Here is a 25,876-nt window from a genome sequence, read left to right on the forward strand (position 1 = left end):
TTTGTGGCACAGACCGGCAGCGCCCCGGCAGGTCAGCGCAGGGCCTGCGCCTGCTGGTCCACCATTGCCTGCAGTTCCGGCGCCTGCACCGCGTCCAGCGCCTGCTGCAACGAGACGGCCGGAGTGAAGGTGGCGGCCGGAGGCTGGTCGGCCACGGTGCGGGGACCCAGCAGGTCCAGCCGGGTCTCCCGCACCAAGGTGCCGGCCGGGGTCTGTTTCACCGGTTCTCGGTGCACGAACCTGGCCGTGCGCCGCCACGACATGTCGGTCGTGGGCAGGATCTCGTCGACCGCGATGCCCCGACCCAGACCGGTGGTCACCTCCCGGCAGGCCAGCGTCCGCCAGCTCCTCTGGGCGCAGCTGGTGCCGGTTTCCCACTCGGGCTGGATCATCAGCGAGCCGGTGGTGCGCCCGGCGCCGGAGCCGACCTCAAAGGTCTGGAAGCTGTCCCCACGGCCACCGTCGAAGGACAGCCGGGCGGGTGCCAGGGCTCGTGCGACCGCCCGCTGCTGGGAGTTGCTGTCAACCGCAGGAGCATTGGGCTCCCCCAGAGTCACGGAATCCTGGGCCGCCAGGGTCTGGCTGAGCCCGTCGATCACGGGCTGGATCCGGTCATCCAGGATTGTGTGGTCCAGGGCGGTCAGTGCAGCCGTCGGCGTCCAGGGCAGGCTGGCGGGGGTGACCGGGCTGGCCGCTCCCGCGGCACGGTTCCACTGGGTGATGATGAGCAGATACCCGTTGAAGAGTTGCACCATGGTGACCATCTGTCGGCCGCCGCGGCCGTCGTCGGCTGCCCGGGAGGACAGCTTTCCGGCGTCGCCGGTAAGGCAGGCAACGTCATCGCCCGTGCCGCAGTCGATGTCCGGGCGGTAGGTCAGGCTGATCTCACCGCTGGTCAGGCCCTTGTCGGTGGCCCAGGTGAAATGACGTACCACGTGGATCGAGGTGTCCGCCCCACCCCCGGCGTCCTCGATCCGGGCGCCAGCGGGGACAACGGCCCGCAGGGCATCCAACGACACGTCGCCCAGCCGCCCCGGGTCGGTGGGCGTGGCGCTGGCCGGCGACTGGGCGGGTTGCGGCCGCAGGCTGGTGCTGGCGTAGAGCGTGGTACCGGCCATGGCCACCACTCCCGCCGCGACGGCCAGGGCGCGCAGTGTTGCGCGTCGCTGCAGGGCTCGCCCGCGCCGGATCCCCCCAGCGACCAAGGCGTCCAAGGTGTCGTCGTCCAACTCCGACGCCTCGGGCATCCGACCGAGGTCGCGCAGCTCTGCTGCCAGGTCAATGGTGTTCATCGCAGTACCTCCTGCTGGTCATCGGCGACGGGGCGAAGTTTGGTGAGGGCTCGGTGACAGGTGGTGCGGACCACGGCTCGGAGCGGCCCAACATGGCCGCCACCTCGCGCGCAGGCCGATCGTCCAGATAGCGGGCGACGACGGCCACCCGCTCCTCGTCGCCCAGCGCGGCCAGGGCGCGGTCCAATGCGACGCGCCGGGTGACGGCGTCGGCCGGGTCGGGCACCTGATGGTCATCCACCTGTGCGGTGACAACCTCGGTGTTGGAACGCCGCCGCCGGGACTCCAGGAAGAGATTGAAGAGCACCTTGTGGGCATAGCCCTCTGGATTGGACTGCTCGTCCAGCGTGGCCCGGGAGCGGTAGACCCGGGCCAGGCAGTCCTGCACCAGATCCTCCGCCAGCTGCCGGTCATGCAGCAACAGCCGAGCACGCCGGAACAGACCCGGGGTGATGTCCCGGGCGAACTGCTCGAAGTCCTGCTCGCCGTGCATGGCTCCCCTCCCCTTGTCGGAGCTTTGACTGCCCCATCACCCTGTCCTATGCGCCGACGAGCACTTTCGTGACAGCCCGGGTGCGGTGACCGCGTCGGGTAGGCAAGAATGTAGCCATGGCTGACATGGAGAACCCGATGACCGAAATCCAAGAAGACACCTGCTGGGGTTACCTCGCCAGCCAGGAGGTGGGTCGCCTGGCCACCGCCAAGGATGGCCAGCCCGAGATCTTCCCCGTGAACTACCACGTCGACGGGCAGTCGATCGTCTTCCGCACCGCGTCGGGATCCAAGCTGAAGGAGCTCACCGAGAACGCGCACGTCGCCTTCGAGGTGGACGGCTGGACGGTCGACGGCGGCTGGAGCATCCTGATCAAGGGTGACGCCGCGGAGATCACCGACGAGGACGAGCTGGCGATGGCCGACAAGATGCCGCTGCGCCCCTGGGTGCCCACCATCAAGCGACACTACGTCCGGGTCACCCCCAGCCAGCTGAGCGGCCGCTCCTTCTACTTCGGCCCCGAGCCCACCAACTGATCCCTGCAATCTCCCGCGACGGGGGTCCGCCTTCCTGGCGGACCTCCGTCGCGCATCGTGCATCGGGTGGACGCATCGCTGCGTCTTTGCACCGGCTGGCTAGGCTCGCCCCGTGAACCTGTCCGGAGCATGGTGGAATCCGATGGCCTGGGAGGCTCCCTTCCCGGTGGTGACCGCCGCGCTCTTCGTGATCGTCTGCCTGCGCGCCGGCGCCACCTATGCCCTGGGTCGTTTTGCCGCCAGCGGCGGACGACGCACCCGGGTGGGCGCCATCATGGAACGCCCCGGCTTCGTGCGCAGCGCCGAACGGATCCATCGGGTTGGCGCCCCGGTGGTCGCCATGTCCTTCCTGACCATCGGCGTGCAGACCATGGTCAACTTCTCCGCCGGCTTCCTGCGAATGCCCTTGTGGCGCTACCTGCCGTCGATGGCGATCGGCGCGGTGATGTGGGCGCTGGTCTACGCCTCGGTCGGCTTCGTCGGCCTCAAGGCACTGGCTCTGGCCTGGCGGCAGCACCCGCTGCTGGCGGTGCTCCTGCTGGCCGGTTTCGTGGGGGTGATGGCCGCGTTGATGTTCCGGCGCCCGGCCACCGAGACCGACCCGGCCCATCCTCGCTCGGTGCAGCAGTGATCAGGTCCCTAGGCTGAAGCCATGGCTACCGATGTGCTGATGATCGACGACGAGGAAGAGCTCGTCGACAGCACGCTGGAGTACCTGGCCGCCTTCGGCGTCACGGGCCACGGCGTGGGCAGTGCCGAGGAGGCGCTGGCCTGGCTCCGGAAGGACCGGGCCCGTCTGCTGCTGCTGGACGTGAACCTGCCCGGCGCCAGCGGCTTCGAGCTGTGCCGGACCCTGCGCGCCGACGGCCAGACGCCGATCATCTTCATCAGCGCCCGCAGCAGCGAGGACGACGAGATCATGGCGCTGATGCTCGGCGGCGACGACTACCTGCGAAAGCCCTACTCACTGGGGGTTCTGCTGGCCAAGGTCCGCCGCACCCTCGAACGTGACACCCCGGGCAGCGGAGGCTACGACGACGGGCACCTGCGCTTCGACGAGGCGGCGGACCGCTTCTTCGTCGACGACAACCCGCTGGAGCTGACCGCCATGGAGCACCGCTTGCTGCGGCACCTGGTCACCAATCCGGAACGGGTGCTGCCCAAGCAGGAACTCTTCGACAAGGTCTGGGGCGATGCGATCACCGGCGACGGGACCCTGAGCGTGCACATCCGTCGCCTGCGGACCAGGATCGAACCGGACCTGGACAACCCGCGCTACATCCAGACCCTGTGGGGACGCGGATACCTCTTCCGGGACCTGCGGCCGTGAGGCGCTGGCTTCCGCTGTTGCTGCTCTGGACGGCCTTGGCCGCTGCCGGCCTGGCCGTCCAACGAGTGGGGTCCGGCACGCTCCCTGCGGGGGACGTGGCCGCCGCCAATGACGTCGCGCAGGTGACGGCCGCCCACTGGCCCACCCCGGCCCCCTCCGACTACGCACCGGACGCCCCCGACTTCACGGTCCTGGCCGAGGACGGCCGCCTGGTGGTGGCGAAGGGCACACCGTTGGCCGACGAGCACGAGGCCGTGCGGGAGCACGCCACGGGCCTGGCGGTGCGCGCCGCCGACGGCACCCGGGTGGCCACCGTCCTGCTGCCCGACGCCCGCGGACCCGTCCTCGAGGACCGGGACCGACGGCTGCTGCGCTGGTGCTGGGGTGCCCTGCTCGTCGTGGGCCTGTCCGCCACGGCCTACCTGGTGTGGCTGGACCGTCGCATCCTGCGCCCCTTCCGGGAACTGCGTGACTTCGCGGACCGCGTCGCCCATGGCAACCTGGACGAGCCGCTGCGCGTGGACCGCGGCCAGGTCTTCGGCGCCTTCACCCAGAGCTTCGACGTGCTGCGCACCGAACTGGCCCGCTCGCGGGCCCGGGAACTGGCCCAACGCCAGGCCCACAAGCGCTTGGTGGGCCAGCTCAGCCACGACATCCGCACGCCGCTGGCGAGCATCAGCGCCAGCACCGAGGTGCTGCAGCTGAACGGCCCCGACCCGCGGCTGGACGTGATCGCTGCCAAGACTGCCCAGATCGACGCCCTGCTGGGCGACCTGACGCTGGCCAGCACCGACGAGCTGGACCAGATGCCGGTGCACCTGACCGCACTCGCCTCGACGGACCTGGTGCGGATGGTCACCGAGGCCCAGCCCTCCGGCTGGCCGGAACCAGGCGTCGTCGAGCGGGCGATGGTGGTGGCCGACCCGCAACGGCTGCAGCAGGTGGTGGACAATGTCGTCGCCAATGCGGCCAAGTACGGCGCTCCCCCGCTGCGGCTCGGCTCCCACCTGTCCGACGGGCTGTTGGAGGTGACCCTGACCGATGCCGGCCCCGGTGTCCCCGCCGACGAACTGGCCCTGCTGAGCCAACCGCACTACCGGGCCAGCAATGCGGCGGGCCGTCCCGGCCAGGGACTGGGGCTGTTCACCGCCGCGGTCCTGATGGAGGCGATGGGCGGCAGCCTGGACCTGGCCAATGGCGCCGAGGGCACCGGCTTCGTCGCCACGCTCACCCTCGCGCTGGCCGAGGGCCCGCATGATCCTCGTCGGGGAGCATTCAGGACCATTTAGGAATCTCGAAAGGACTCCCCGCAGCCGCTTGACTAGCGTCGATGCCATGACGCAGACAGCAGGGGAAGCCGTGATCAGTGCTCGACGGGTGTCCCGGACCTTCTCCCACGACGGCATCCAGCAACACGTGCTGACCAACCTGGACCTCGACGTGCAGCGCGGCGAGTTCATCGTCGTGATGGGACCCAGCGGTGCCGGCAAGTCCACCCTGATGCACGTGCTCAGCGGCATGGACTCCCCGTCGATGGGCTCGATCACCTTCGACGGCACCCAGGTCGACGGGATGTCCCCGGCCCGGCTCACCGCCTTCCGGCGCGGGCACTGCGGATTCGTCTTCCAGCAGATCCACCTGCTGGACGCCCTGAGCGTGCTGGACAATGTGCTGGCCGTCGCGCTGCTCACCCAGCCGCGTCGCCGGGCCGCCGCCCGGACCCGGGAACTGCTCGCCGAGGTCGGCATCCCCGCCGACGGGTGGGGCAAGTTCCCGACCATGCTGTCCGGGGGCGAGGCCCAACGGGTCGGCCTGGTGCGCGCCCTGGCCAACTCCCCCGCCGTGCTCTTCGCCGACGAACCCACCGGCCAGCTCAACTCCACCTCGTCGCAGTCCGTGCTGGACCTGATGGGACGGGTCAACCGGGACGGCCAGACCATCATGATGGTCACCCACGACCTGCGCTCCGCCCTGCGCGGGGACCGGGTGGTCTACCTGCGCGACGGCGCCATCCGCGGCGAGTGCGTGCTCGGCCGCTGGGACCCCGCCCGTGACCCCGAGGACCCGGACGGGCGACGACTGGCCCGGCTCACCGGTTTCCTCGACGAGATGGGCTGGTGACATGGACCCCCTCACCCTCCTGGTGCGCCGCAACCTGCGCCGCGGACGCCTCCCGTTGGCCGTGATCGCCCTGCTCAGCGCCATCGCCTGCGCCCTCGCAACCGTGGGGCTGATGTGCGCCCTGCGCTACCCGCAGATGTTCGACGAGTCGGTGGAGCGCCTCAATGCCCCCGACGTGCAGGCCATCACCGTCGCGGACCGTCGAGCCGCCGCGGAGAAGGCCCTTCGCGCCGACCCGAGGGTCGGGACGATCGAGTCCAGCGAGGTGATGGTGGAGTTCGCGAACCTGCCGTTGACCGACTTCTCCATGGACACCGTCATCGTCTACCTGGACCTGGATCGGCCCACCGCGCTGGGCCGCACCATCCTCGAGGAGCGGCGCGATGACCAGTACCCCAACCCCGTCTACCTGCCGCAGATCTTGCGTTCCGCGGGCGCTGCCGCCGTGGGAGACCGGATCACCCTGACCAGCGGGCAGGTCACCCGCTACTACACCGTGGCCGGCTTCTTCGAGAACCTGTCGCTCGGCACCACCACGATGGGCTCGATCGCCCTGGGCCTGCCGTCCGACGACTACCGTGCCCTGGCGGCCTCCCCCACCGCGCCGCAGAAGGACGTCCTGGTCCAGGCCACCGTCACGCCGGCCGACGAGGCCGCCGACGTGTCCGGCGCCCTCGGTGAGGCACTCCACCGGCCGGGAGACAACCTGATGTCCACCTGGATCGGCAACCTGCCGCTGCTGCGCGAGGCCGTCCTGCCCGGCCCGAGCACCTACGCCGCCAGCCTGGTGGCCTTCTCCGGCAATGTCGTGCTGGTGGTCATCATGATCATCTGGTTCTGGATCCGCTCCGCGATCGACCAGGACCTGGCCAGCCTCGGTGTGCTGTCGGCCTCCGGCGTCGGGCACCGCACCGTCCGCACCGCCCTGGTGCTGGCTCCCGTGGTCGCCGTCGGTGCCGGTGCCCTGCTGGGGCTCGCCGCCAGCGCGCTGCTGGCGCCGCGGGTGGCCGACTCGCTGGCCAGCCAGACCGGCCTGCACTGGCAGCCCGGGCTCGATCCGGTTGCCTGCGCGCTGGTGCTGGCTGTCGCGCTGGTGGTGACTGCCCTGCTCGGGATGATCGCGACACATCGCGTGCCCAGGCTGCGCCCCGTCGAGGCACTGTCCGGCGGCCAGGCGGCGCACAGTTTCCGTCGCTCCTGGTGGCCGCTGGCCACCAGCCGCGGCCCCCTGCCCCACCTGCTCGGGGTGAAGTCTGCCCTCGCCCACCCCGGCCCGTCACTGATGGTGAGCGTCACCATGGCGGTCGTGTGCCTGTCGGCGATCTTCTCCGCCACCCTGACCACCAATGTGCTGGACAACCGGCAGGCCTTCGCCCGCAACCTGATCGGCGAGGTCGGTGACATCACCAGCCAGCTGCGCCCCGGCGTGGACCGGGAAGCCGTCCGGGACGAGGTCTCCCGGCTGCCCGGCGTCGAGCGCGCCTACTACATGGACTACCTGCAGGGCAGTGTGGCGGGCCGGCAGAGCGCCTTCGTGGTGACCGACGACTTCGGGCAGCAGGCGCACAGCAGCGTGCACACCGGCCGCGAACCGCGCCATCCCAACGAGGTGGCGGTCGGCAGCCAGGTGCTGCAGGCCACCGGCCTGGCCGTCGGGCAGGAGATCACGCTGGACTTCGGCGCCCGCAGCGCGCGATACCTGGTGGTGGGCGAGCTGTCCACCATCCAGTACGGCGGCTTCCGGGTGGACCTGACCACCGACGGCTACCGTCGCCTGGTTCCGGGCCACCAGCTCACCGACCTGGAGGCCCTCGGCACACCGGAGGCGAACCTGGACACCCTCGCGCAGTCCATCCGCGAGCTCGACGGGAAGCCCTTCACCAGCGTGCAGAACCAACGCGAGTCCATCGACTCCCAGCTCGGCGTCTACATGCGGATGATCGGGCAGCTGGCCCACGGCGTGCTGGTGCTGAGCGTCGTGGTGACAGCCCTGGTACTGGCCCTGATGACCACCACGATGCTGCGTCGGCAGCGCTCCGGGCTCGGGGTGCTGTCCGCCATGGGTCATTCCCGACGCCAGCTGTTGGCCCAGGTGCTGGCCTCCCACCTGCCCCTGGTGCTGCTGGGATCGGCGCTCGGCACCGGTCTGGGGATCGTGCTGGTGCCCGAGCTGTTGACCAGTGCGCTGGCCTCCCTGGGCATCTCCCGCTTCGACGTGACCACCTCGGTGGGGCTGGTGTGCTCGCTCGTCGGCCTGCTGGTCCTGTGCGCGACGCTGATCACGCTCGTCGCGGCCTGGCCCGTCCTGCGCCGCCGCCCGGTGGAGTTGCTGGGCTGATCAGGCCCGCTGGATCCAGGTGGACACCTGCCGCACGTAGTCGCGGTACTGCTCCCGCGCGAGATGGACACCGGTGAGGAAGAGCTGCTCGTCCAGCGCGAGGTAGTCGTGCACGACGACATTGCGCAGGCCGACGCTGAGGGACAGCTGGCTTGCCAGTGGCTCGTCCAGCAGGCCGACGCGCGCGGCTGCAGCGAAGGACTCCTTGCCGTCGGCCGGCACCACGCTGCCGTGGCCTGCGGAGGTGACGACGTGCATGTTCACGTCGATGGCGAGATCCACGAGCTGCGTCACCACGCGCTCCAGCGCCAGGCGCAGGATCGGATCGGCATCGAGCCGCTGACGATCGACAGGGCCGATGTCGTCCAGGGCGTCAAGGAGCTTGGCCATCTGGGTGAGCTTCTGCAGCACCACCTGGGGAGACAGGGATCGCGGACTCATCCGAGCAGCACCTCCAGCTGGAGGTCCCGCATCTTCTGCGTGTCCCGGTAGATCCCGAAGGCCGCCATCTGGGCGCGCGCGAACCGACCGGGTTCGCTCTCGTACAGCAGTTCTCCCGGCCCCAGCGCGGCATAGCGGGCGACTGGCCCGGCCTGGTCGAGCGGCATCAGGTCGAGCCCGATGCCATAGCGCTGCTCCAGCGCGTCGAGGACGCGCATCCGGTCGAGGCGCGAGCCATCGGCCGCGGCACAGGCCAAGTCGAGGTCCCCGGCGGATTCCGGACGCGCCAGGACGCTGCCGAAGACCACCAGGAGCCCGATGCCCAGCCGTTCGCACAGCCCTGCCAGCGCACCGGATTCGGCGTCGGCTCGCAGGTGGGCGAGCTGCTCGGAGGGCGTGGTCACGTATCCCATGCTAGTCAGGACCTCTCCAGCCAGTCCCCCGCGGCGAGCAGCTCGGTCTGGGTCACCATGTCCGCCAGATAGGGATTCACCCGGTCCGGGTCCTCGGCGACGAGCCGTTCGGCCAGCCCGCGGCAATGGGCGATCAGCTCGGCGTGCTCGATCACCTTCAACAGGCGCAGGTTGCTGCGCCCGCCCGACTGGGTGGCGCCCAGCACATTGCCTTCGCGGCGTTGGGCCAGATCCAGTTCGGCCAGCTGGAAGCCGTCCCGGGTCTTCTCCACTGCCCGCAGCCGCTCCAGCGACGACGAGTCCGGCGGCACGCTGGTCATCAGCAGGCACAACCCGGCATGGCCACCACGGCCGATCCGGCCACGCAACTGGTGCAGCTGGCTGACGCCGAAACGGTCGGAGTCCATCACCACCATCACGGTGGCATTGGGCACATCCACGCCCACCTCGATCACCGTCGTCGCCACCAGCACGTCCACCTCCCCGCGGGCAAAACGTGCCATCGCCGCATCCTTCTGTTCCGGGCTGAGCCGCCCGTGCAGCATCTCCAGCCGCAGTCCGTGCAGCGGGCCGGTGCGCAGTTCGTCGAAGACGTCGTTGACGGTGGCCGACGGCGTGGCCCCGGCCTCCAGCTCCTCCTTGTCCGCCGGATCGATCCGGGGGCACACGACGAAGGCCTGCCGCCCCTGCGCCACCTCCTCCCGGATCCGCTGCCAGGCCCGATCCACCCAACCGGGGTGCTGCAACGAGTTCACCAGCGAGGTCTGCACCTCCTGCCGCCCGGCGGGCACCTCGGTCAGCGTCGAGACCACCAGGTCACCGAAGACGGTCATCGCCACCGAGCGGGGAATCGGGGTGGCGGTCATCACCAGTACGTGCGGGCGTAGCTCTGCCTTCTCGTTCAGCACCGCACGCTGCTCGACGCCGAAGCGGTGCTGCTCGTCCACCACCACCAGCCCCAGATCGGCAAAACTGACCTTGTCCCCCAGCAGGGCATGGGTGCCGATGATGATCCCGGCCTCGCCGGAGGCGATCTTGAGCATGGCATTGCGCCGGGCCACCGCCGCCATGGATCCGGTGAGCAGCGCCACCTCGGTGGCATTCTCCGGGGCACCCAGGGTCCGGCCGGCGGCCAGCTCCCCCAACTGTTCCCGGATGGAGTCGAAGTGCTGCCCGGCCAGCACTTCCGTCGGCGCCAGCAGCACCGCCTGCTTGCCCGAGTCGACGGCCCGCAGCATCGCCCGCAGCGCGACCAGCGTCTTGCCCGAACCCACCTCGCCCTGCAGCAGCCGCTGCATCGGGGAGGTCCCGGCGATGTCGGTGAAGATCTCCTCCCCCACGCTGCGCTGCCCATCGGTCAGGGTGAAGGGCAGCTGTTCGTCGAAGAGGTCCAGCAGCCCGCCCTCGACGCCGGGCAGCGGCGCGGCCCGGAAGTGCGCATTGTCGTGCCGGCGGTAGGCCATGGTGAGTTGCATCTGCAGCGCCTCGTCGAAGAGCAGCCGATCGGCGGCGGCCTCGGCATGTTCCCGGGTGACCGGCTGGTGGGCCTGCACCAGGGCCTCGTCCAGCGTCATCAGCCCCTCCTCGGTGACCAGCCATTCCGGCAGCGGCTCGGCCAGGGTCCCCAGCTGGGTCTGCACCAGCTGCACGGTCTCACCGATCTCCCAGGTGGGCATCTGGCTGGTGGCGGGGTAGATCCCCACCAACCCGGAGCGGGTGACCTGCTGCACCATCGTCTCCTTGTCCTTCTTGCCCACAACCTTCCCGGAGGCGTCGAAGACCACATAGTTGGGATGGGTCAGCTGCGGGCGATCCATGAAGGAGCCCACCTTGCCGACGAAGATCCCCCGCGCCCCCTTGACCAGGTGACTCTCCCAGTACTTGATCAGGTGGGGCTTGCCGAAGAAGGTGCAGGCCAGAGTGCCCTGCCCGTCGGTGAGGGTGACCTCCAGCCGTTGACGCGGCGGCGCCCCGCCCACCCGGACGCCGGCCACGGTGGCCAGCACCGCGGCCTCCTCGCCGACGACGAGCTCGGCCAGGGAACTGTTCTCGGTGCCGGAGAGATAGCGTCGCGGCAGGTGACGCAGCAGATCCCCGACGGTGTTCAGGCGCAGCTTGCTGGCCAGGATCTTCGCCGACTTGTCCCCGACCACCTGCTTCAGGGGGCGGTTCAGCTCGGCAAAGGTCTCGGTTCGCCACTGGGGTTGCCACGCATTGCTCACTGCCACGCTCGCGAGCCTACTAGTGGGCTCTGACACTTCCTCGGGCGTCGGGTCAGGTGACTCGTGCCCCCCCCAGGGAGCAGTCTGACCCCAGCCGGGATGCTGCGACCCCGGCGGGCGGGGGTCCGAGTGCCCCGGAAGGGGTCACAGTGCGCCCTGGGCGTCGTAGTGGGACGTGGTCGAACGCAAGAAGGCCACCGCCCACAAGGGACGATGGCCTGCAAGTGTCCGGCCGGGGCCGGAGGGGGTCAGCGGGTGACCTTGCCGGCCTTCAGGCAGGAGGTGCACACGTTGACGCGCTTCGGGGTGCCGTTGATCAGGGCACGAACACGCTGGATGTTCGGGTTCCAACGACGGTTGGTCTTCTTCTTCGACCACGGCACGTTGTGGCCGAAGCCCGGGCGCTTGGCGCAGACATCGCACACGGCAGCCATTGGAGTACTCCTCGAATAGATGGATCAGGTGTGGGGACGAGTCCCCGGTCGGTCAGCCCAGAATGGGCAACCCGAGAATGATAGCCCGCCGGGGCCGTCGTGGCCAAACCGCGAGGCGGGAAACCCCTTCCCCACCCCTCGACAAGCTCGGGGACCGGGGTTGCGCTGATGCTCGAGGGCCGTTGCCCACGACCCCGCCGGCGCAACCACGATGGCCGAGCCTGTCGAGGCCTCCGAATCTAGGTGGCGACCACCACGGGCACGATCATTGGGCGTCGACGATAGGTGTTGGAGACCCAGCGGCCAATGGTGCGTCGGATCACCTGCTGCAAGCGGTGGGTGTCGTCCACCCCGTCCTCGAGCGCCTTGGTGAGCTCGGCGGCGATCTGCTCCCGGATCTGGGCGAAGGCCTCGTCATTCTCGCTGAAGCCCCGGGCGTGGATGTCGGGCCCGCTGACCAGGCTCTGCGTGTGCAGGTTGACGGCGGCGACGACGGAGATGAAGCCCTCCTCCCCCAGGATCTTGCGGTCGGTGAGCTCGCTGGTGGTGATGTCGCCCACCGTGGAGCCGTCGACGAAGATGTAGCCGGCGTCGATCTGGCCCACCACGCTGGCCTGGCCGTCGGCCAGGTCCACCACCGCGCCATCCTCCACCACCAGGCAGTTCTCGGCGGGTACGCCGGTGGCCTCGGCCAGCTTGGCGTTGGCAATCAGATGCCGGATCTCGCCGTGGATCGGCATCACATTGCGCGGCCGGATCACGTTGTAGCAGTAGAGCAGTTCGCCGGCCGACGCGTGGCCGGAGACGTGCACCAGCGCATTGCCCTTGTGCACCACCGTGGCACCCAGTCGGGACAGGCCGTTGATGACGCGGTGGACGGCATTCTCATTGCCCGGGATCAGACTGGAGGCCAGCAGCACCGTGTCGTGCTCCCCCACCTCGATCACCGGGTGCTCCCGGTTGGCGATCCGGCTCAACGCGCTGAGCGGCTCACCCTGTGATCCGGTGGAGATGACCACCACCTGGTCATCGCGGTAGTCGTCGATGTCCTTGAGCTCGATCAGGGTGTCACCCGGCACCTTCAGGAAGCCCAGATCCCTTGCAACGCTCATGTTGCGCACCATCGAGCGGCCGACGTAGAGCACCTTGCGCTGGTGCTTGACGGCCAGGTTGAGCACCTGCTGCACGCGGTGGACGTGGGAGGCGAAGCAGGCGACGATCAACTTGTTCTCGGCGCGCTCGAAGACCCGCTCCAGCGCGGGCACGATGTCCTTCTCCGGGGTGGTGAAGCCGGGCACCTCGGCATTGGTGGAGTCGGCCATGAACAGGTCGACGCCCTCCTCTCCCAGCCGGGCGAAGCCGCGCAGGTCGGTGATCCGGCCATCCAGCGGCAACTGGTCCATCTTGAAGTCGCCGGTGGCCAGCACCGTGCCGCCAGCAGTGCGGATGCAGACCGCCAGCGCGTCGGGGATGGAGTGGTTGACCGCCAGGAATTCCAGGTCGAAGTGCTCGCTGACCTTGGCGCGATCCCCCTCCGCCACCTCCTGCAGGTCGGTATTGCGGATCCGGTGTTCGCGCAGCTTGCCCTCCACCAGGGCAAGGGTCAGCTTTGAACCCCAGATCGGGATGTCGCTGCGGCGGCGCAGCAGGTAGGGCACGGCGCCAATGTGGTCCTCGTGGCCGTGGGTGAGCACCATGCCGATGATGTCGTCCAGCCGGTCGGTGAGATGGTCCAGGCCCGGCAGGATCAGGTCGACGCCGGGATGGTCGTCCTCGGGGAAGAGCACCCCACAATCCACCAGCAGGATCTCGCCGTCGATCTCGAAGCAGGTCATGTTGCGCCCCACGTCGCCCAGACCGCCCAACGGGATGATCCGCAGGGTCCCGGGGGCCAGGCTGGGGGGCGTCATCAGCTGCGCTGTCACACCGCCACCCTAGTCGTCGCTGCCGACAGAACCCGGAGCGGAGACAGAAAAGGGTTTGAGCCGCCCGCCGGGGGATCGGGCAACCCAAACCTGAGCCCATTGTCACACACCACGACGCAAGTTGGATAGTCACATCGGCGGGCGCTTTTTCACTTCACCAAGGGAATGCCACCTAGGATGTCGGCATGGCCGACCCCACACCGCCCACCGCCCCCAGCGTCCGACTCGCCATGCCGGCCGAGGCCCTGCAGATCGCCGAGATCCAGCGTCGCGTCTGGGCAGCCGACGAGATGGAGCGGCGCGCCCTGGACGAGATCGACGCCGACCAGATGGCCGAGGTCTGGCACCAGGCGATCACCCGCCCGCCGCTGGCGCACTTCCGGGTGCTGGTGGCCACCCAGGCCTATGGCCAGGCCGAGCCGGGCAGCGAACAGGGCAGCACCCGGCAGCGCACCAAGGTGTGCGGCTTCGTCGCGATCGGCCCCAGCGATGATCCCGACGCCGATCCGACCGACTCCCTGGTCGCGGAATTCTGTGTGGATCCGCTGTTGACCGGCCAGGGTCACGAGGACCGGCTGATGCACGCCGCAGTGAACACCATGCAGGCCGACGGCTACCAGCGCGCCACCTGGTGGCTGCGCAGCACCGACGACGAGCTGCGCCAGTGGCTGACCGAGGTCGGTTGGGCCCCGGACGGTGCGCACCGCGAGGTGGGCACCCCCGACGGCGTGCTCCGGGTGAAGCAGATCCGGCTGCACACCGACATCTCCGTCGACTGAGCACGAGCGCGTCTCACCGCAGTCTGGCCACCGAGAGGTCGGTTCCGCTCACCCCGAGCCGGACCCCGGCCTCGTCGACGGTCAACGAGCTGACCTTCAGCCCGACGTGGTTGGGCAGGGCCACCAGGTCGGAGACCTGCCCCGCGTAGGCGACGGCCTGCTGGTCGGAGACCGTCTGTCCGTCGACGCTGGCCGACGGGTCACCGATCACCAGTCGCCCGGCAACCACCTCGGGGCGGCCGGTGACGGTGACGTCGCCATGGGCCCCGGGCAGGGTGGAGGAGCGGATGGTGATCCGCCCCTGCCCCGCCGATGAGACCCGCGCCCCAAAGATCCGGGAGGCCTGGGCATGGCTCAACCGGGCGCTGGCCACCAGGCTGGAGACGCGCGCCGTCCCGGGATCGAAGACGCCGGAGACATCGTCACCGCGCACCACCAGCTCGTCGATGGTGGTGGGTTTTCCCGCCAGCTCCACCCGGGCCTGCGGCAGGCTCAGCTCGACGCCGTCCAGCCGCTGCGTCGCCAGCACCAGCAGGAAGGGCCAGCCGTGAACACGGACCTGTGGCTTGGCGCCCAGATGGGGCTGCAGCCGGGACGCCGCCTGATCCTGTACGACGAACCTGGCCAGGGCATCCACCCCGGCCAGGCAGGCGCCGAGCACCAGCAGCGTGACCAACAGGCGTCGCAGGGCCCGGATCACTCCAGGCCCAGCAGCGCCTCGATGCCCATCGTCAGGCCGGGATGCTCCTCGACGGCCTGCACGGCCATCATCACGCCGGGCATGTAGGAGGCGCGGTTCATGGAGTCGTGCCGCAGGGTGAGGGTCTCGCCGTCCTGGCCGAAGAGCACCTCCTGGTGGGCGATCAGGCCCTGCAGCCGCACGGCGTGCACGTGGATGCCGTCCACCGTCGCGCCGCGGGCACCGTCTGGATCGATCTCGGTGGCATCCGGCACCTCGCCCAGCCCGGCGGCGGCCCGCCCCTCGGCGATCATCTGCGCCGTGGTGGCGGCGGTGCCGGAGGGGGCGTCGGCCTTCTGCGGGTGGTGCAGCTCGATGATCTCCACGCTCGGGTAGTACTCGGCCGCCTTCTTCGCGAAGTGCATGAGCAGCACGGCGCCGATCGAGAAGTTGGAGGCGATGGTGATGCCCACCCCCGGCTTGTCGGCGAGCCACCCGCGCAGCGTCTCCAGTCGCTCGGGGGTGAAGCCGGTGGTGCCCACCACGGCGTGCTTGTCGTGGTCGATGCACCACTTGAGGTTGTCCATCACGGCATCGGGGTGGGTGAAGTCCACCACCACGTCCGCCTTCTCCGCCTCGACGTGCGGATCACCGACATCGACCGCGGCAACCAGCTCAAGACCGGGCGTCAGTTGCACCGCGCGGCACACCTCGCCGCCCATTCGCCCATTGGCTCCAAACACTGCGACTCGCGTCACGTCCACTCCCTGTCGTCAATGAGCCGGTGGTTCCAGCCCGGTGCACCGTCATTGTGGCAAACCCAGATGAACATTGGGCACTATCCTCGTGGCGTGGCCCCCCTCTTCGAAGCGCGCGACGACGTCAGTCAGCCGACCCTGTCGAATCTGCAGATCCAGGGGGCCCGCGCCATCTGGGTGGACCAGCGCACCATCGTGGTGCCGCGCAGCATGGACGACGCCTCCCGGGGCCGGCGCACCTGGCGCGGGCAGGACGTCTCCCAGTGGGTGCTGCTCTGGTCCTCCTCCGCGCAGATCCGCCTGCACGATGGCCACCTGCACGCGCCCGATCTGGTCACCATCGAGCTTCCGATGCGCGACGAAGGGCTCGACGAGAGCCAACAGGAGCTGCACCCCGACCTTGCCACCGGCCACACCGTGCTGCGGGTGCCGGTGCCCTGGCGCCGCAGCGTGCCCGAGATGCTCACCGGTCAACTGCTGGTGGCCCGTCGCTCCCAGGGAACGCTGGCCGACCTGACCGGCCTGCAGATCGGCCCGGTGCTGGACGCGGTGCACGGCCGCAATGCCCAGACCGAACAGCTCGGCCCGGTTTTCGAGGACGAGCGGATCACGCTGCGGGTGTGGGCGCCCACCGCCCAGCGCGTCACGCTGCTGAGCTGGCCGCCCGACGCGGGCGAGGCGCCCCCGCTGGAGACCGCCCGGCGACGCACCATGCTGCGCAATGCCAATGGCACGTGGAAGGCCCGGCTGGGGCGGGAGATGACCGGGGGTCGCTACCTGTACGAGGTTCAGGTCTACTCCCCCAGCACACGTCGGCTGGAGACCAATGTGGTTACCGATCCCTATTCCACCGGCCTGACCGTCGACTCGCAGCGTTCGGTGCTGGTGGACCTGGCCGATCCGCAGTGGCTGCCCGAGGGCTGGAGCAGCTCCTTCGGGCCCCGGCTGGTGACCCTGGTGGATGCCGCCGTCTACGAGTTGCACGTGCGGGACTTCTCCATGAGTGACCAGCTGGTGCCGCAGCCGCTGCGCGGCAGCTACCTGGCCTTCGGCGTCGATGGCCACGGGGCGCAGCACCTGCGACGGCTGGCCCGGGCCGGGCTGAACACCGTGCACCTGCTGCCCTGCTTCGACGTGACCAGCATTCCGGAGAAGCACCCGCAGCCCCAGCCGTCGCGGGCCGAGCTGGCCAGCTACCCGCCGGACAGCCACGAACAGCAGCGACTGGTGGCCCGGGGGGCCGCCCACGACGCCTTCAACTGGGGCTATGACCCCTTCCACTGGGGTGTCCCGGAGGGCTCGTACACCTCCACCCCCCAGGCCGCCGACGGGGTGCACCGGGTCTTCGAGTTCCGCCAGATGGTCCACGCCCTGCACAATCTGGGCCTACGGGTGGTGCTGGACCAGGTCTTCACCCACACCGGCGCGTCGGGCCAGAGCCCGTTCAGCGTGCTGGACCGGATCGTGCCCGGCTACCACCACCGGCTGGACCGCAACGGTGATCCGCAGGGCTCGGCCGCCGGCAACAATGTGGCCACCGAGCGATTGATGGCGGAGAAGATCATGGTGGACATGGTGGTGCGCTGGGCCCGGCACTACCACGTCGACGGCTTCCGCTTTGACCTGATGGGCCATTCCAGCGCGCAGAACATGGCCCGGGTACGCGACGCCCTGGACGAGCTGACCCTGGCCGAGGACGGGATCGACGGGCACGGCGTCTACCTCTACGGCGAGGGCTGGAACTTCGGCGAGGTGGCCGACAATGCGCTCTTCCGCCAGGCCATCCAGGGCCAGCTGGAGGGCACCCGGATCAGCACCTTCAATGACCGGCTGCGCGATGCGGTGCGCGGTGGGCGTCCCTTTGACGAGGATCCGCGGCGACAGGGCTTCGGCTCCGGCCTGGCCACCGACCTGAACCATGCCCCCGGCAACCGGGAGCCGGAGCGCCAGTTGGCGCACGACACCGACCTACTGATGCTGGGGCTGGTGGGCAACCTGCGGGACTACGAACTGCCCTGCACCGATGGCCGGCGACGCCGCGGTGACGAGATCGACTACAACGGGTGGCCGGCCGGTTATGCCACCGAGCCCTTCGAGGTGATCAACTACGTCGATGCGCACGACAACGAGACCCTGTGGGATGCGCTGACCATGAAGCTGCCGCAGGACCTGCCGATGGACCAGCGGATCCTGATGAACACGCTCTGCCTGGCGACGGTGACCTTCGGGCAGGCCCCCTTCCTCTGGCATGCGGGCGCCGACCTGCTGCGCAGCAAGTCGCTGGATCGCAATTCCTTCAATTCCGGTGACTGGTTCAACCGGCTGGACTGGACCGGCACGGACAATGGTTTTGGCCACGGCCTGCCCAGCGCCGACGACAACATGACCCGCTGGCACTGGCTCAAGCCGCTGCTGGGCGACCGTTCGCTCAAGCCCTCGGCGGCGCAGGTGGCCGCCGCCGCGCACCAGGCGCACATGCTGCTCAAGGTGCGCCGCTCGTCGCGGCTGTTCCGGCTGGGCAATACCGAGCAGATCATCACCAAGGTGCACTTCCCCTTGTCCGGCACCGATGCGGCGCGCCCGGGCGTGGTCACCATGCACATCGACGACCGGGAAGGGGTCCGGGTGGATCCGGACCTGCAGGGTCTGGTGGTGGTCTTCAATTCCCGCGGCGAGGACGTCCGGCAGGAGATCCCCGCCCTGGCCGGGGAGCGCTTCGTCGTCTCCCCGCTGCAGCCGCAGGATGTCTACCCGGTGATCCAGCGCGCCCACTTCGACGGGGAGGCCTTCGAGGTGCCGGCCCGCACCGTGGCCGTCTTCAACCATCTGCCGTGAGCCGGCCGATTCGGCTGGACGCGGTGCCGGTCTGGCTGAGCAGCGGACCGGCCGACGACGCCCACGCCCTGCTGCTGGCCCTGGCCGCCCGGGTGCTGGAACTCCTGCCGGAAGAGGCCCGGCGGCTGCGGCTGGGCCATGCCTGCCCGCAGTGTGGCAGTGGCGATCATGGTCGGCCAGTGCTGCTGGGCTGCCCCGTACTGGTGGGCTCGGGGCCGGTACACGTCTCGCTCGGCCGGGATCGGTCGGGCGAGCTGGCGGTGGTGGCCCTGTGCCGCGACGCCCCGGTTGGCGTCGACGTGGAGGCGGCGGGCGCCGCGGACTTCGGCGGCTTCGACGAGCTGGTGCTGCACCCCGACGAGCGTGCCACCGGCCCCTGGACGCCCGTCGCGCGAACTGCAGTGTGGGTGCGCAAGGAAGCGGTCCTCAAGGCGCGCGGGACCGGCCTGGCCACCGATCCGCGCACCATCACGCTGGCCGACCTGCCCGACGTCGCGTGGCGCGACGTGGATCTTGGCCCGGCCTGGCAGTGCACCGTCGCCGTCAGTAGGGGCGTCGGCGCGGGCTTCCTCAGCGGAGCACGGGGAGGGCGGGCAGCCTCGGCTGGTTGAGCCAGGTGTCCAGGGTGGCGGCGACGTCGAATCCGTCGTCGGAGGTGAACTGCATGCAGTGCGTCACGAACTGCCGACTGGTGACCACGGCCCCCGCATTCTCGGTGGCCCAGGAGCGCAGCATCTGGAAGAAGGCCCGCTCCCCCAGCACGCAGCGCACGGCGTGCAGGGTCAGCGCGCCGCGCTTGTAGACCCGGTCGTCGAACATGTCCGGCATGCCGGGGGCGCTGAGCACCAGATCCTGCTTCTTGCGGGCCAGCTGCTCGTGGTGGCGCCGGGCCTGCTCCTGCACGGTGGGGGTGCGCCCCGAGGCCGCGCAGTGATCCGACCAGAGCCATTCGGCATAACAAGCAAAACCCTCGTGCAGCCAGATGTCACACAGCTGCTGGGCGGTGACGCTGTTGCCGAACCACTGGTGGGAGAGTTCGTGCGCCACCAGCCGCTCATTGTCCCAGGTGGGCTGGGCAAAGTTGCGGCCAAAGGAGCTCAGCCCCTGGGCTTCCAGCGGGATCTCCAACACGTCGTCGGCCACCACCGCGCGGTATTCGGCAAAGGGGTAGGGCCCGAAGAGCTCGGAGAAATGGCTGACCATCTCCGCCTGGAATTCAAAGGCGGTGCCCGCCCCGACGCCCAGGTTGGCCGGGTGCACCAGCTCCACCGGCACCACGCTGGCCCGCCGGTCGGCCACATAACGGCCGATCTGCACGGTGGCCAGGTAGGGCGCCATCGGCTGGTCCATCTCGTAGACCCAGCGGGTCTGGCCACCGTGCTGGCTGTGCTCGGTCAGGGTGCCATTGGCGACGACGTGGTAGCTGGCGGCCACATCCAGCTGGATCCGGTAGCTGGCCTTGTTGGCAGCGTCGTCATTGCACGGGAACCAGCTGGGCGCGCCATTGGGTTGCGATCCCACCAGCACGCCGTCCGTGAGCTCCTCCCAGCCGGCCGCGCCGTGGATTCCGGGAACCGGACGGGGCTTGCCGCCGCAGGTGATCCGCAGGCTGTGCTCGTCGCCGGGCTGGGCCCCGGGCAGATCGACGACGACCTTGCGGTTGCGCTGCCGAAAGCGCGCCTTGCGTCCGTCGACGCTCAGCTTGGAGACCTGCAGGCCACTGAGGTCCAGCTCGATCCGCTCGGTGGCCTCCGTGATCACCAGCTCCAGTCGGGCCACCTCGTCCAGCCGGTTGGTGGTCACCTTGTAGTCCAACCGCAGGTCGTAGTGGCGCACCCGGTAGCGGGTGTCACCGTGCCCGGGCAGGTACGGATCGGGCGTCGCCATGCGGGGAATCTCCTAGATCTGTTGAGGGGCAGGGACCAGACTAGTCACACGTGGCCGTCGTCCTCGTCCTCCCACGGCCCGATCGGGTTGCCGATCCAGCGGGTCTTGTCCGGCACCGACTCGCCGCGCATCACCAGCGAGACCGGCCCGACGGTGGCGTGCCGCCCCAGGGTGGAGGCGGGCAGGATCACCGAATTGGGGCCCAGCGTGGCGCCGGCATTCAGCGTGACCGAGTCCATCGCCAGCACCCGGTCATGGAAGAGGTGGGTCTGCACCACGCAGCCCTGGTTGACGGTGGCACCGTCGGCCAGGGTGATCAGGTCGTGTTCGGGCAGCCAGTAGGTCTCGCACCACACGCCCTTGCCGATCCGGGCGCCCATCGAGCGGAAGTAGCTGTTCAGCAGGGGCGTGCCCGGCACGTGACGCAGCAGCCATGGCACGGCCACGGACTCGACGAAGGCGTCGGCCAGCTCACCGCGCCAGACGAAGCCGGACCACAGCGGGTGTTCGGAACGCTTCCAGCGCCCAACCAGCAGCCATTTGGCCGCGACCGCCACCCCGACCGCGACGGCACCGACGGCCAGCAGCACCAGGCCGGAGACCAGCGCCGCCAGCCACCAGCCGAAGCGCTGGGCCAGCCAGAAGATCACCGCGGCGCCCGCCAGGTGCAGCACCAGATGGGCCAGCAGCGCCAACACCCGGCAGGTCTCCACCAGGCCGCGGGCGATCCGCAGGCTGCGCGGCGGGGCGTAGGTGCGGGAGTCGTCGACGTCGTTGCTCACCCGACGCAGCTTCTCCGGCGGGGAACCCACCCAGGAGGAACCGGCCTTGGCCTTCTTGCGTCGCGGGGCGGCCGAGAGCACCGCCACCAGGGATCGCTTGGGCACCTTGCGGCCGGGCGCGGTCATGCCGGAATTGCCGACGAAGGCGCCCTTGCCGATCTTCACCCGATCCACCCGCAGCCAGCCGCCCACCAGCTCGTAGCCACCGATCAGGGTGTCGTCGGCCAGGAAGGCCCCGGCCCCGACGCTGGTCAGCGACGGGATCATCAGCACCGTGGAGGCCTCCGCGTCCTTGCCGATCTCGGCCCCCAGCGCCCGCAGCCACCAGGTGGTGGCGGCGCCGGCGTAGAGCGGGAAGAGCCAGGTGCGGGCCTCGTCCATCAGCCGCATGGTGGCCCAGGCCTGCAGCGCCTGACGACCCTGCACGGCGTGGTGCCCGGCACGCAGGCCGATACCCAGGAGCCGCACCCAGGCCCAGACCAGCACGATCAGGCTGGCGTAACCGGCCAGGCCGGCCAGCGGCAGCCACCGGGCGGCGGTGCGCAGCGCGTCGGCCAGGCTGGTGGTGGCGGACATCGCGGGCCAGGCCACGGCGGCGCCCACCAGCACCGCGGCAATCGGCAGCAGGGAGATGCCGACCGCGGTCAGGGCGTACAGGCCGGTCCACAGTGGCCGGGCCGGGGGACGTTCCTCCCACGGGCCGCGGGCCTCACCGATCCGCACCGCGGGCGAGCCCGACCAGCGCTCCCCCGCCGGCACCTGGCCGAAGACGGCCGAGCCGGGCGCGATCTCCGCCCCGACGCCGATCCGCGCACCGGCCAGCAGCGTGGAGCGGGCGCCCACCCGGGCGTCGGCACCCACCTCGACGTGCCCCAGGTGCAGGGTGCCGCCGTCGATCCAGTGGCCGGTCAGGTCCACCTCGGGCTCGATTGCGCAGCCGTCGCCCAGGTTGAGGTGGCCGGTGACCGGCGGCATGGCGTGCAGGTCCACATAGCGGCCCACCCGGCAGCCCAGCATCCGGGCATACCAGCGCACCAGCCCGGCACCGGCGATCATCCCGGCGCCCAACTCGTCGGCCACCCGTTCGGCCAGCCACAGCCGCAGGTGCACCTTGCCGCCGCGCGGGTAGCTGCCGGGCTGCACACCGGCCAGGATGATCCGCGAGGCCAGGGCGCTCAGCGCCAGTCGGCCGGCCGGGAAGACCAGCAGCACCCAGGCCAGCCCCAGCACCCACCACGGGGCCACGGGCAGGGCGGTCACCGGCAGCTCCCAGCCCAACAGGCCGGCCACCCGGCACCCGAGCGCCAGCCAGAAGAGCCAGCGCAGCGCGCTGATGGTGCGCAGCCCCAGCAGGGCCAGCAGCTGCCCGGTCTGGGTCTTGTGCGGTACCGGGTGGACCGGCTCGTTCAGCCGTCCGGACGGGGCGGTCAGCGTCTCCAGCCAGTCCGCGAAGCCGCCGACGGTGGGGTGCTCGTAGACATCGGCGACGGTGGCGGTGGGGTGCTGCTGGCGCACCCGGGCGACAATCTGCGCCGCGGTCAGCGATCCGCCACCGAGCGCGAAGAAGTCCTCGTCCGGGGCGGTGGGGCGACTGCCCAGCACATCGCGCCAGATCTCGGCCACCCAGCGGCCGGTCTCGGTCAGGGCCGAGTCGTCGGTGTCGCTCTCCGGCAGCGGCCAGGGCAGGGCGTCGCGGTCGATCTTGCCGCTGGTGCGGGTGGGCAGGTCATCGACGACGGCCAACCGGGGCACCAGCGCGGCGGGCATGTCGGCGCGCAGGCGGGCCAGGCTGGCCGCCTGGTCGAAACCCTCGTCGACGGTGAGGTAGCCGACGATCAACGCATTGCCGCTGGCGGTCTTGCGGACCGCGGCGGCGGCACCTCGCACGCCGGGCAGTTGCAGCAGGGCGGAGTCGATCTCCCCCAGCTCGATCCGACGGCCGCCCACCTTCACCTGGTCATCGGCGCGGCCACGGAAGAGCAGCCCGGTGGGGTCGTTGACCACCACGTCACCGGAGCGGTAGGCGCGTTCCCAGCCCAGGGTGGGCATCGGGGCGTACTTCTCGGCGTCCTTGGCCGGGTCCAGGTAGCGGGCCAGACCGACGCCGCCGATGATCAATTCCCCCTGTTCGCCCTCGGGCACCGGGTTGCCGTCGGCATCCACCACGGCCAGGTCCCAACCGTCCAGCGGCAGGCCAATCCGCACCGGCGGCGTGCCGTCCAGCTGCGCGGCGCAGGCGACGACGGTGGCCTCGGTGGGGCCGTAGGTGTTCCACACCTCCCGGGTGGGGGTGGCGAAACGGGCGCCCAGCTCGGGCGGACAGGCCTCGCCGCCGACGATCAGCAGCCGTACCCGGTCGAGTGCGTCGGCGGGCCACAGGCTGACCAGCGTCGGCACGGTGGAGACGACGCTGATCTGGTTGGCAATCAGCCAGGGCCCCAGATCCACCCCCGACTTGACCAGGCTGCGCGGGGCGGGCACCAGGCAGGCGCCATGCGCCCAGGCCAGCCACATCTCTTCGCAGCTGGCGTCGAAGGCGACGCTCAGCCCGGCCATCACCCGATCCCCCGGGCCGATCTCCTGACCCTGCAGGAAGAGCCGGGATTCGGCGTCGACGAAGGCGGCGGCGCTGCGATGGCTGACCGCCACCCCCTTGGGCTTGCCGGTGGAGCCGGAGGTGAAGATCACCCAGCAGTCGTCGCCCAACCGGGGCGTCTCGGCATCCATCGGCTCCCGCGGGGTGCCCAGCCGGCTGCTGACCACCAGGTCGGTGCCGATCACCGCGGCGGCCGCGGACTCCTCGAAGACGGTGCGGGCCCGCTCGTCCGGGTCATCGGCGTCGACGGGCACGTAGGCGGCGCCAGCCAGCAGGATCCCCATGATGGCGACGTACAGGTCGGCGGTGCCCGACGGCACCCGGACCCCCACCTTGTCACCCCGACCGATGCCGAGCCCGGCCAGCTGTGCGGCCAGGTCACTGGCGGTCTCGTGGAATTCGTCGTAGGTGAGCTGCTGTCCGCCGGCATCCAGCGCGGGCTGGTCACCGCACTCGTCGACGATCTGGAGGAAGACGTCCACCAGGGTTCGGGCGCTGGGCGCCTGGGCACCACGGGTCAGTGACGAGGGGACGGATGGTGCGGGTTCTGCAAGGCTCACCAAGCGGAGTATGCCCAGTCAAGGTGAACGATGCCGGGCGACATGCCAAGCATCGGGACAACGGCCAATGGCCGCCACCACTCACCAGCCGCGCTGCATCCGCAAGACCGCAGTCCGTGGCCCTGGCGCGCCCGCCATGCTGGCAGTGGGCACCCGGTTCAGCACCTCACGAGCCACGGAATTGACCGCATCCAGCGTTGCCGCACGGTAGGTCGCCAGCACCGCATCCACCGGACGCAGGTCCCCGGCCAACTCCGCACTGCCCAGCCGGCTCATTCGGGAGCTGGGGTTCTCGTAGTGCAGGATGCTCTGCCCCACCAACTGCCCCTTGGCCGCGTCCAGCTCATCGGCGGTGATCCCGTGCTCCCGAACGTCGCGGACTATCCGCCGGACCACGTCCAGGATCTCGCCGGTGCGTTCGGGAAGCGCCTGCCAGTCGATGGTCAGCAGCCCGGTGTCCTGCCAGGCCGCCTCGCTGCAGTCGATTGTGTAGGCCAGCGCACGCCGCTCCCGCACCTCCTGGAAGAGCCGCGAACTCATCCCTCCGCCCAGCGCCACGGCCAGCAGGGCCAAGGCTTCCCGTCGCGGGTCCAGCACCCCGAAGGCGGGGAAGGCCAGCACGAACGACGTCTGGGCCAGCTCGGTGGTGCGCCGCCGAACCCCCGCCGTGCTGCCGGGGCTGGAAGCCGGTCGGGAGACGGCGCCGGTACCCCGCGGCGCCAGGTCGGCGTCGAAGGCCGCCAGCCGGGTACACAACTCGTCATGATCCAGGTCCCCCACGGCCGAGACCACCATTCGGTCACTGGTGTAGTGCCGACGCCAGTAGTCGACGATCCGCGCCGTGGGCATCCGACGAATCGAGGTGGCTGACCCGATCACCGTCGGCCCCAGCCTGGTGCCGGCAAAGAGGGCCGCGATGGCGCCCTCGATCGCCACCTCACCCGGGTCGTCGTCGTGCATGGCGATCTCATCCAGGATCACATCACGTTCGGTGCCGACGTCACCGGGGCGGATCAGGGAGTTGGCCAGGATGTCGGTCAGCACGTCCACCGCGACCGACGCCTGGCTCTGCAACACCCGGGCATGGAAGCAGGTGTACTCGCGGGTGGTGTAGGCATTCAGGTCACCGCCGAAGCGCTCGATCTCTGCGGAGATCTGTTCAGCGTCGCGGGTGGGCGTGCCCTTGAACAACACGTGCTCCAGGAAGTGGCTGCACCCGTGTTCGCCGGGCTCTTCGTCGCGCGAGCCGACGCCGACGAAGATACCGACGTTGAAGGCCTTGGCCCCGGGGACATGCTCGGTGACCACCCGCAGGCCGTTGGCCAGGGTGCTGCGACGAATCGGGTTCATGGGGTTTCCTCTGGATGCTGTTGGGCCGTTTGACCCCCGTGGTGGTCGCTGACGGGAAAGGATCACGGCCACGCCACCCCGGTGGGTGGCGTGGCCGTGTGTCCG

Annotated in this window: 21 protein-coding genes; 9 read left to right on the forward strand and 12 right to left on the reverse strand. The window is 70.0% G+C overall.

The genetic code is table 11. The features are described 5' to 3' along the window. Positions 1–32 precede the first annotated feature (32 nt). Entirely contained in the window at positions 33–1,292 is a 1,260-nt protein-coding gene (locus tag AAEX57_RS03470) for a hypothetical protein (protein WP_342091146.1), read from the reverse strand. Beyond that, a complete protein-coding gene (locus AAEX57_RS03475) occupies positions 1,279–1,785 on the reverse strand; it encodes an RNA polymerase sigma factor (RefSeq protein ID WP_342091145.1) in 507 nt (168 codons plus the stop codon). Before AAEX57_RS03475 ends, AAEX57_RS03470 begins: the two co-directional genes overlap by 14 nt. Before the next feature lie 116 nt (positions 1,786–1,901). On the opposite strand from AAEX57_RS03475, the gene AAEX57_RS03480 reads away from it, so the two are divergent. From AAEX57_RS03480 to AAEX57_RS03505, 6 genes are all read left to right on the forward strand, one after another. Beyond that, positions 1,902–2,321 carry a pyridoxamine 5'-phosphate oxidase family protein gene (locus AAEX57_RS03480; RefSeq protein WP_342091144.1) on the forward strand — a complete coding sequence of 140 codons (420 nt, stop codon included), beginning with the start codon at positions 1,902–1,904 and terminating at the stop codon, positions 2,319–2,321. Positions 2,322–2,433: 112 nt separating this feature from the next. Further along, complete coding sequence (locus AAEX57_RS03485) at positions 2,434–2,952, forward strand: DedA family protein (protein ID WP_342091143.1); 519 nt, start codon at positions 2,434–2,436, stop codon at positions 2,950–2,952. Positions 2,953–2,973: 21 nt separating this feature from the next. Further along, positions 2,974–3,651: a response regulator transcription factor gene (locus AAEX57_RS03490; protein WP_342091142.1), complete on the forward strand. Its 678-nt coding sequence runs from the start codon at positions 2,974–2,976 to the stop codon at positions 3,649–3,651. Continuing rightward, complete coding sequence (locus AAEX57_RS03495) at positions 3,648–4,940, forward strand: HAMP domain-containing sensor histidine kinase (protein ID WP_342091141.1); 1,293 nt, start codon at positions 3,648–3,650, stop codon at positions 4,938–4,940. Before AAEX57_RS03490 ends, AAEX57_RS03495 begins: the two co-directional genes overlap by 4 nt. Before the next feature lie 46 nt (positions 4,941–4,986). Then, positions 4,987–5,772 (forward strand): ABC transporter ATP-binding protein, encoded by a 786-nt coding sequence (locus tag AAEX57_RS03500; protein ID WP_342091140.1) that lies wholly within the window; start codon positions 4,987–4,989, stop codon positions 5,770–5,772. 1 nt (position 5,773) lies between these two features. Further along, complete coding sequence (locus AAEX57_RS03505; RefSeq protein WP_342091139.1) at positions 5,774–8,110, forward strand: ABC transporter permease; 2,337 nt, start codon at positions 5,774–5,776, stop codon at positions 8,108–8,110. On the opposite strand, the gene hepT is transcribed toward AAEX57_RS03505, so the two are convergent. The 5 genes from hepT to AAEX57_RS03530 all read right to left on the reverse strand — a co-directional run bounded on the left by hepT (position 8,111) and on the right by AAEX57_RS03530 (position 13,530). Further along, a complete protein-coding gene (gene hepT, locus AAEX57_RS03510; protein ID WP_342091138.1) occupies positions 8,111–8,551 on the reverse strand; it encodes a type VII toxin-antitoxin system HepT family RNase toxin in 441 nt (146 codons plus the stop codon). It lies immediately after the preceding gene. Then, positions 8,548–8,955, reverse strand: coding sequence for a nucleotidyltransferase family protein (locus AAEX57_RS03515; protein WP_342091137.1), 408 nt, complete (start codon positions 8,953–8,955; stop codon positions 8,548–8,550). The genes hepT and AAEX57_RS03515 overlap by 4 nt, the downstream gene beginning before the upstream one ends. Positions 8,956–8,969: 14 nt before the next feature. Continuing rightward, positions 8,970–11,192, reverse strand: a complete 2,223-nt coding sequence (locus AAEX57_RS03520; RefSeq protein WP_446721078.1) for an ATP-dependent DNA helicase RecG — start codon at positions 11,190–11,192, stop codon at positions 8,970–8,972. Positions 11,193–11,434: 242 nt separating this feature from the next. After that, positions 11,435–11,620 carry a 50S ribosomal protein L28 gene (gene rpmB, locus AAEX57_RS03525; protein ID WP_342091136.1) on the reverse strand — a complete coding sequence of 62 codons (186 nt, stop codon included), beginning with the start codon at positions 11,618–11,620 and terminating at the stop codon, positions 11,435–11,437. A gap of 239 nt (positions 11,621–11,859) precedes the next feature. Further along, positions 11,860–13,530 (reverse strand): ribonuclease J, encoded by a 1,671-nt coding sequence (locus AAEX57_RS03530; protein WP_342097751.1) that lies wholly within the window; start codon positions 13,528–13,530, stop codon positions 11,860–11,862. Between the two features lie 200 nt (positions 13,531–13,730). Here AAEX57_RS03530 and AAEX57_RS03535 point away from each other — a divergent pair, with 200 nt between their 5' ends. Next, positions 13,731–14,324, forward strand: a complete 594-nt coding sequence (locus AAEX57_RS03535) for a GNAT family N-acetyltransferase (protein WP_342091135.1) — start codon at positions 13,731–13,733, stop codon at positions 14,322–14,324. 13 nt (positions 14,325–14,337) lie between these two features. Here AAEX57_RS03535 and AAEX57_RS03540 read toward each other — a convergent pair whose 3' ends face one another. After that, complete coding sequence (locus tag AAEX57_RS03540) at positions 14,338–15,024, reverse strand: LmeA family phospholipid-binding protein (protein ID WP_342091134.1); 687 nt, start codon at positions 15,022–15,024, stop codon at positions 14,338–14,340. Continuing rightward, positions 15,021–15,761, reverse strand: coding sequence for a 4-hydroxy-tetrahydrodipicolinate reductase (gene dapB / locus AAEX57_RS03545; RefSeq protein WP_342091133.1), 741 nt, complete (start codon positions 15,759–15,761; stop codon positions 15,021–15,023). Before dapB ends, AAEX57_RS03540 begins: the two co-directional genes overlap by 4 nt. A gap of 93 nt (positions 15,762–15,854) precedes the next feature. Here dapB and pulA point away from each other — a divergent pair, with 93 nt between their 5' ends. Together pulA and AAEX57_RS03555 are read left to right on the forward strand one after the other, a co-directional pair. Continuing rightward, a complete protein-coding gene (gene pulA / locus AAEX57_RS03550) occupies positions 15,855–18,596 on the forward strand; it encodes a pullulanase-type alpha-1,6-glucosidase (RefSeq protein WP_342091132.1) in 2,742 nt (913 codons plus the stop codon). After that, a complete protein-coding gene (locus AAEX57_RS03555; RefSeq protein WP_342091131.1) occupies positions 18,593–19,207 on the forward strand; it encodes a 4'-phosphopantetheinyl transferase family protein in 615 nt (204 codons plus the stop codon). Before pulA ends, AAEX57_RS03555 begins: the two co-directional genes overlap by 4 nt. Here AAEX57_RS03555 and AAEX57_RS03560 read toward each other — a convergent pair. The 3 genes from AAEX57_RS03560 to AAEX57_RS03570 form a co-directional block, all read right to left on the reverse strand. Beyond that, positions 19,167–20,483, reverse strand: coding sequence for a M1 family metallopeptidase (locus AAEX57_RS03560; RefSeq protein WP_342091130.1), 1,317 nt, complete (start codon positions 20,481–20,483; stop codon positions 19,167–19,169). The genes AAEX57_RS03555 and AAEX57_RS03560 overlap by 41 nt on opposite strands. Before the next feature lie 44 nt (positions 20,484–20,527). Beyond that, positions 20,528–24,421 (reverse strand): Pls/PosA family non-ribosomal peptide synthetase, encoded by a 3,894-nt coding sequence (locus tag AAEX57_RS03565; RefSeq protein ID WP_342091129.1) that lies wholly within the window; start codon positions 24,419–24,421, stop codon positions 20,528–20,530. An 81-nt stretch (positions 24,422–24,502) separates the two neighbouring features. Further along, positions 24,503–25,771: a M16 family metallopeptidase gene (locus tag AAEX57_RS03570; RefSeq protein ID WP_342091128.1), complete on the reverse strand. Its 1,269-nt coding sequence runs from the start codon at positions 25,769–25,771 to the stop codon at positions 24,503–24,505. Positions 25,772–25,876 lie beyond the last annotated feature (105 nt).

The organism is Luteococcus sp. H91 (genome assembly GCF_038433135.1).
Classification (GTDB): domain Bacteria; phylum Actinomycetota; class Actinomycetes; order Propionibacteriales; family Propionibacteriaceae; genus Luteococcus.

What these genes read in the sequence shown, in the direction of transcription:
- AAEX57_RS03480 (WP_342091144.1), top strand. Translation starts at nt 1,902, where the DNA reads ATGGCTGACATGGAGAACCCGATGACCGAAATCCAAGAAGACACCTGC.
- hepT (WP_342091138.1), bottom strand. Translation starts at nt 8,551, where the DNA reads ATGAGTCCGCGATCCCTGTCTCCCCAGGTGGTGCTGCAGAAGCTCACC.
- AAEX57_RS03570 (WP_342091128.1), bottom strand. Translation starts at nt 25,771, where the DNA reads ATGAACCCGATTCGTCGCAGCACCCTGGCCAACGGCCTGCGGGTGGTC.
- AAEX57_RS03535 (WP_342091135.1), top strand. Translation starts at nt 13,731, where the DNA reads ATGGCCGACCCCACACCGCCCACCGCCCCCAGCGTCCGACTCGCCATG.
- rpmB (WP_342091136.1), bottom strand. Translation starts at nt 11,620, where the DNA reads ATGGCTGCCGTGTGCGATGTCTGCGCCAAGCGCCCGGGCTTCGGCCAC.
- AAEX57_RS03500 (WP_342091140.1), top strand. Translation starts at nt 4,987, where the DNA reads ATGACGCAGACAGCAGGGGAAGCCGTGATCAGTGCTCGACGGGTGTCC.
- AAEX57_RS03475 (WP_342091145.1), bottom strand. Translation starts at nt 1,785, where the DNA reads ATGCACGGCGAGCAGGACTTCGAGCAGTTCGCCCGGGACATCACCCCG.
- AAEX57_RS03560 (WP_342091130.1), bottom strand. Translation starts at nt 20,483, where the DNA reads ATGGCGACGCCCGATCCGTACCTGCCCGGGCACGGTGACACCCGCTAC.
- AAEX57_RS03505 (WP_342091139.1), top strand. Translation starts at nt 5,774, where the DNA reads ATGGACCCCCTCACCCTCCTGGTGCGCCGCAACCTGCGCCGCGGACGC.
- AAEX57_RS03530 (WP_342097751.1), bottom strand. Translation starts at nt 13,530, where the DNA reads ATGACGCCCCCCAGCCTGGCCCCCGGGACCCTGCGGATCATCCCGTTG.
- AAEX57_RS03470 (WP_342091146.1), bottom strand. Translation starts at nt 1,292, where the DNA reads ATGAACACCATTGACCTGGCAGCAGAGCTGCGCGACCTCGGTCGGATG.
- AAEX57_RS03490 (WP_342091142.1), top strand. Translation starts at nt 2,974, where the DNA reads ATGGCTACCGATGTGCTGATGATCGACGACGAGGAAGAGCTCGTCGAC.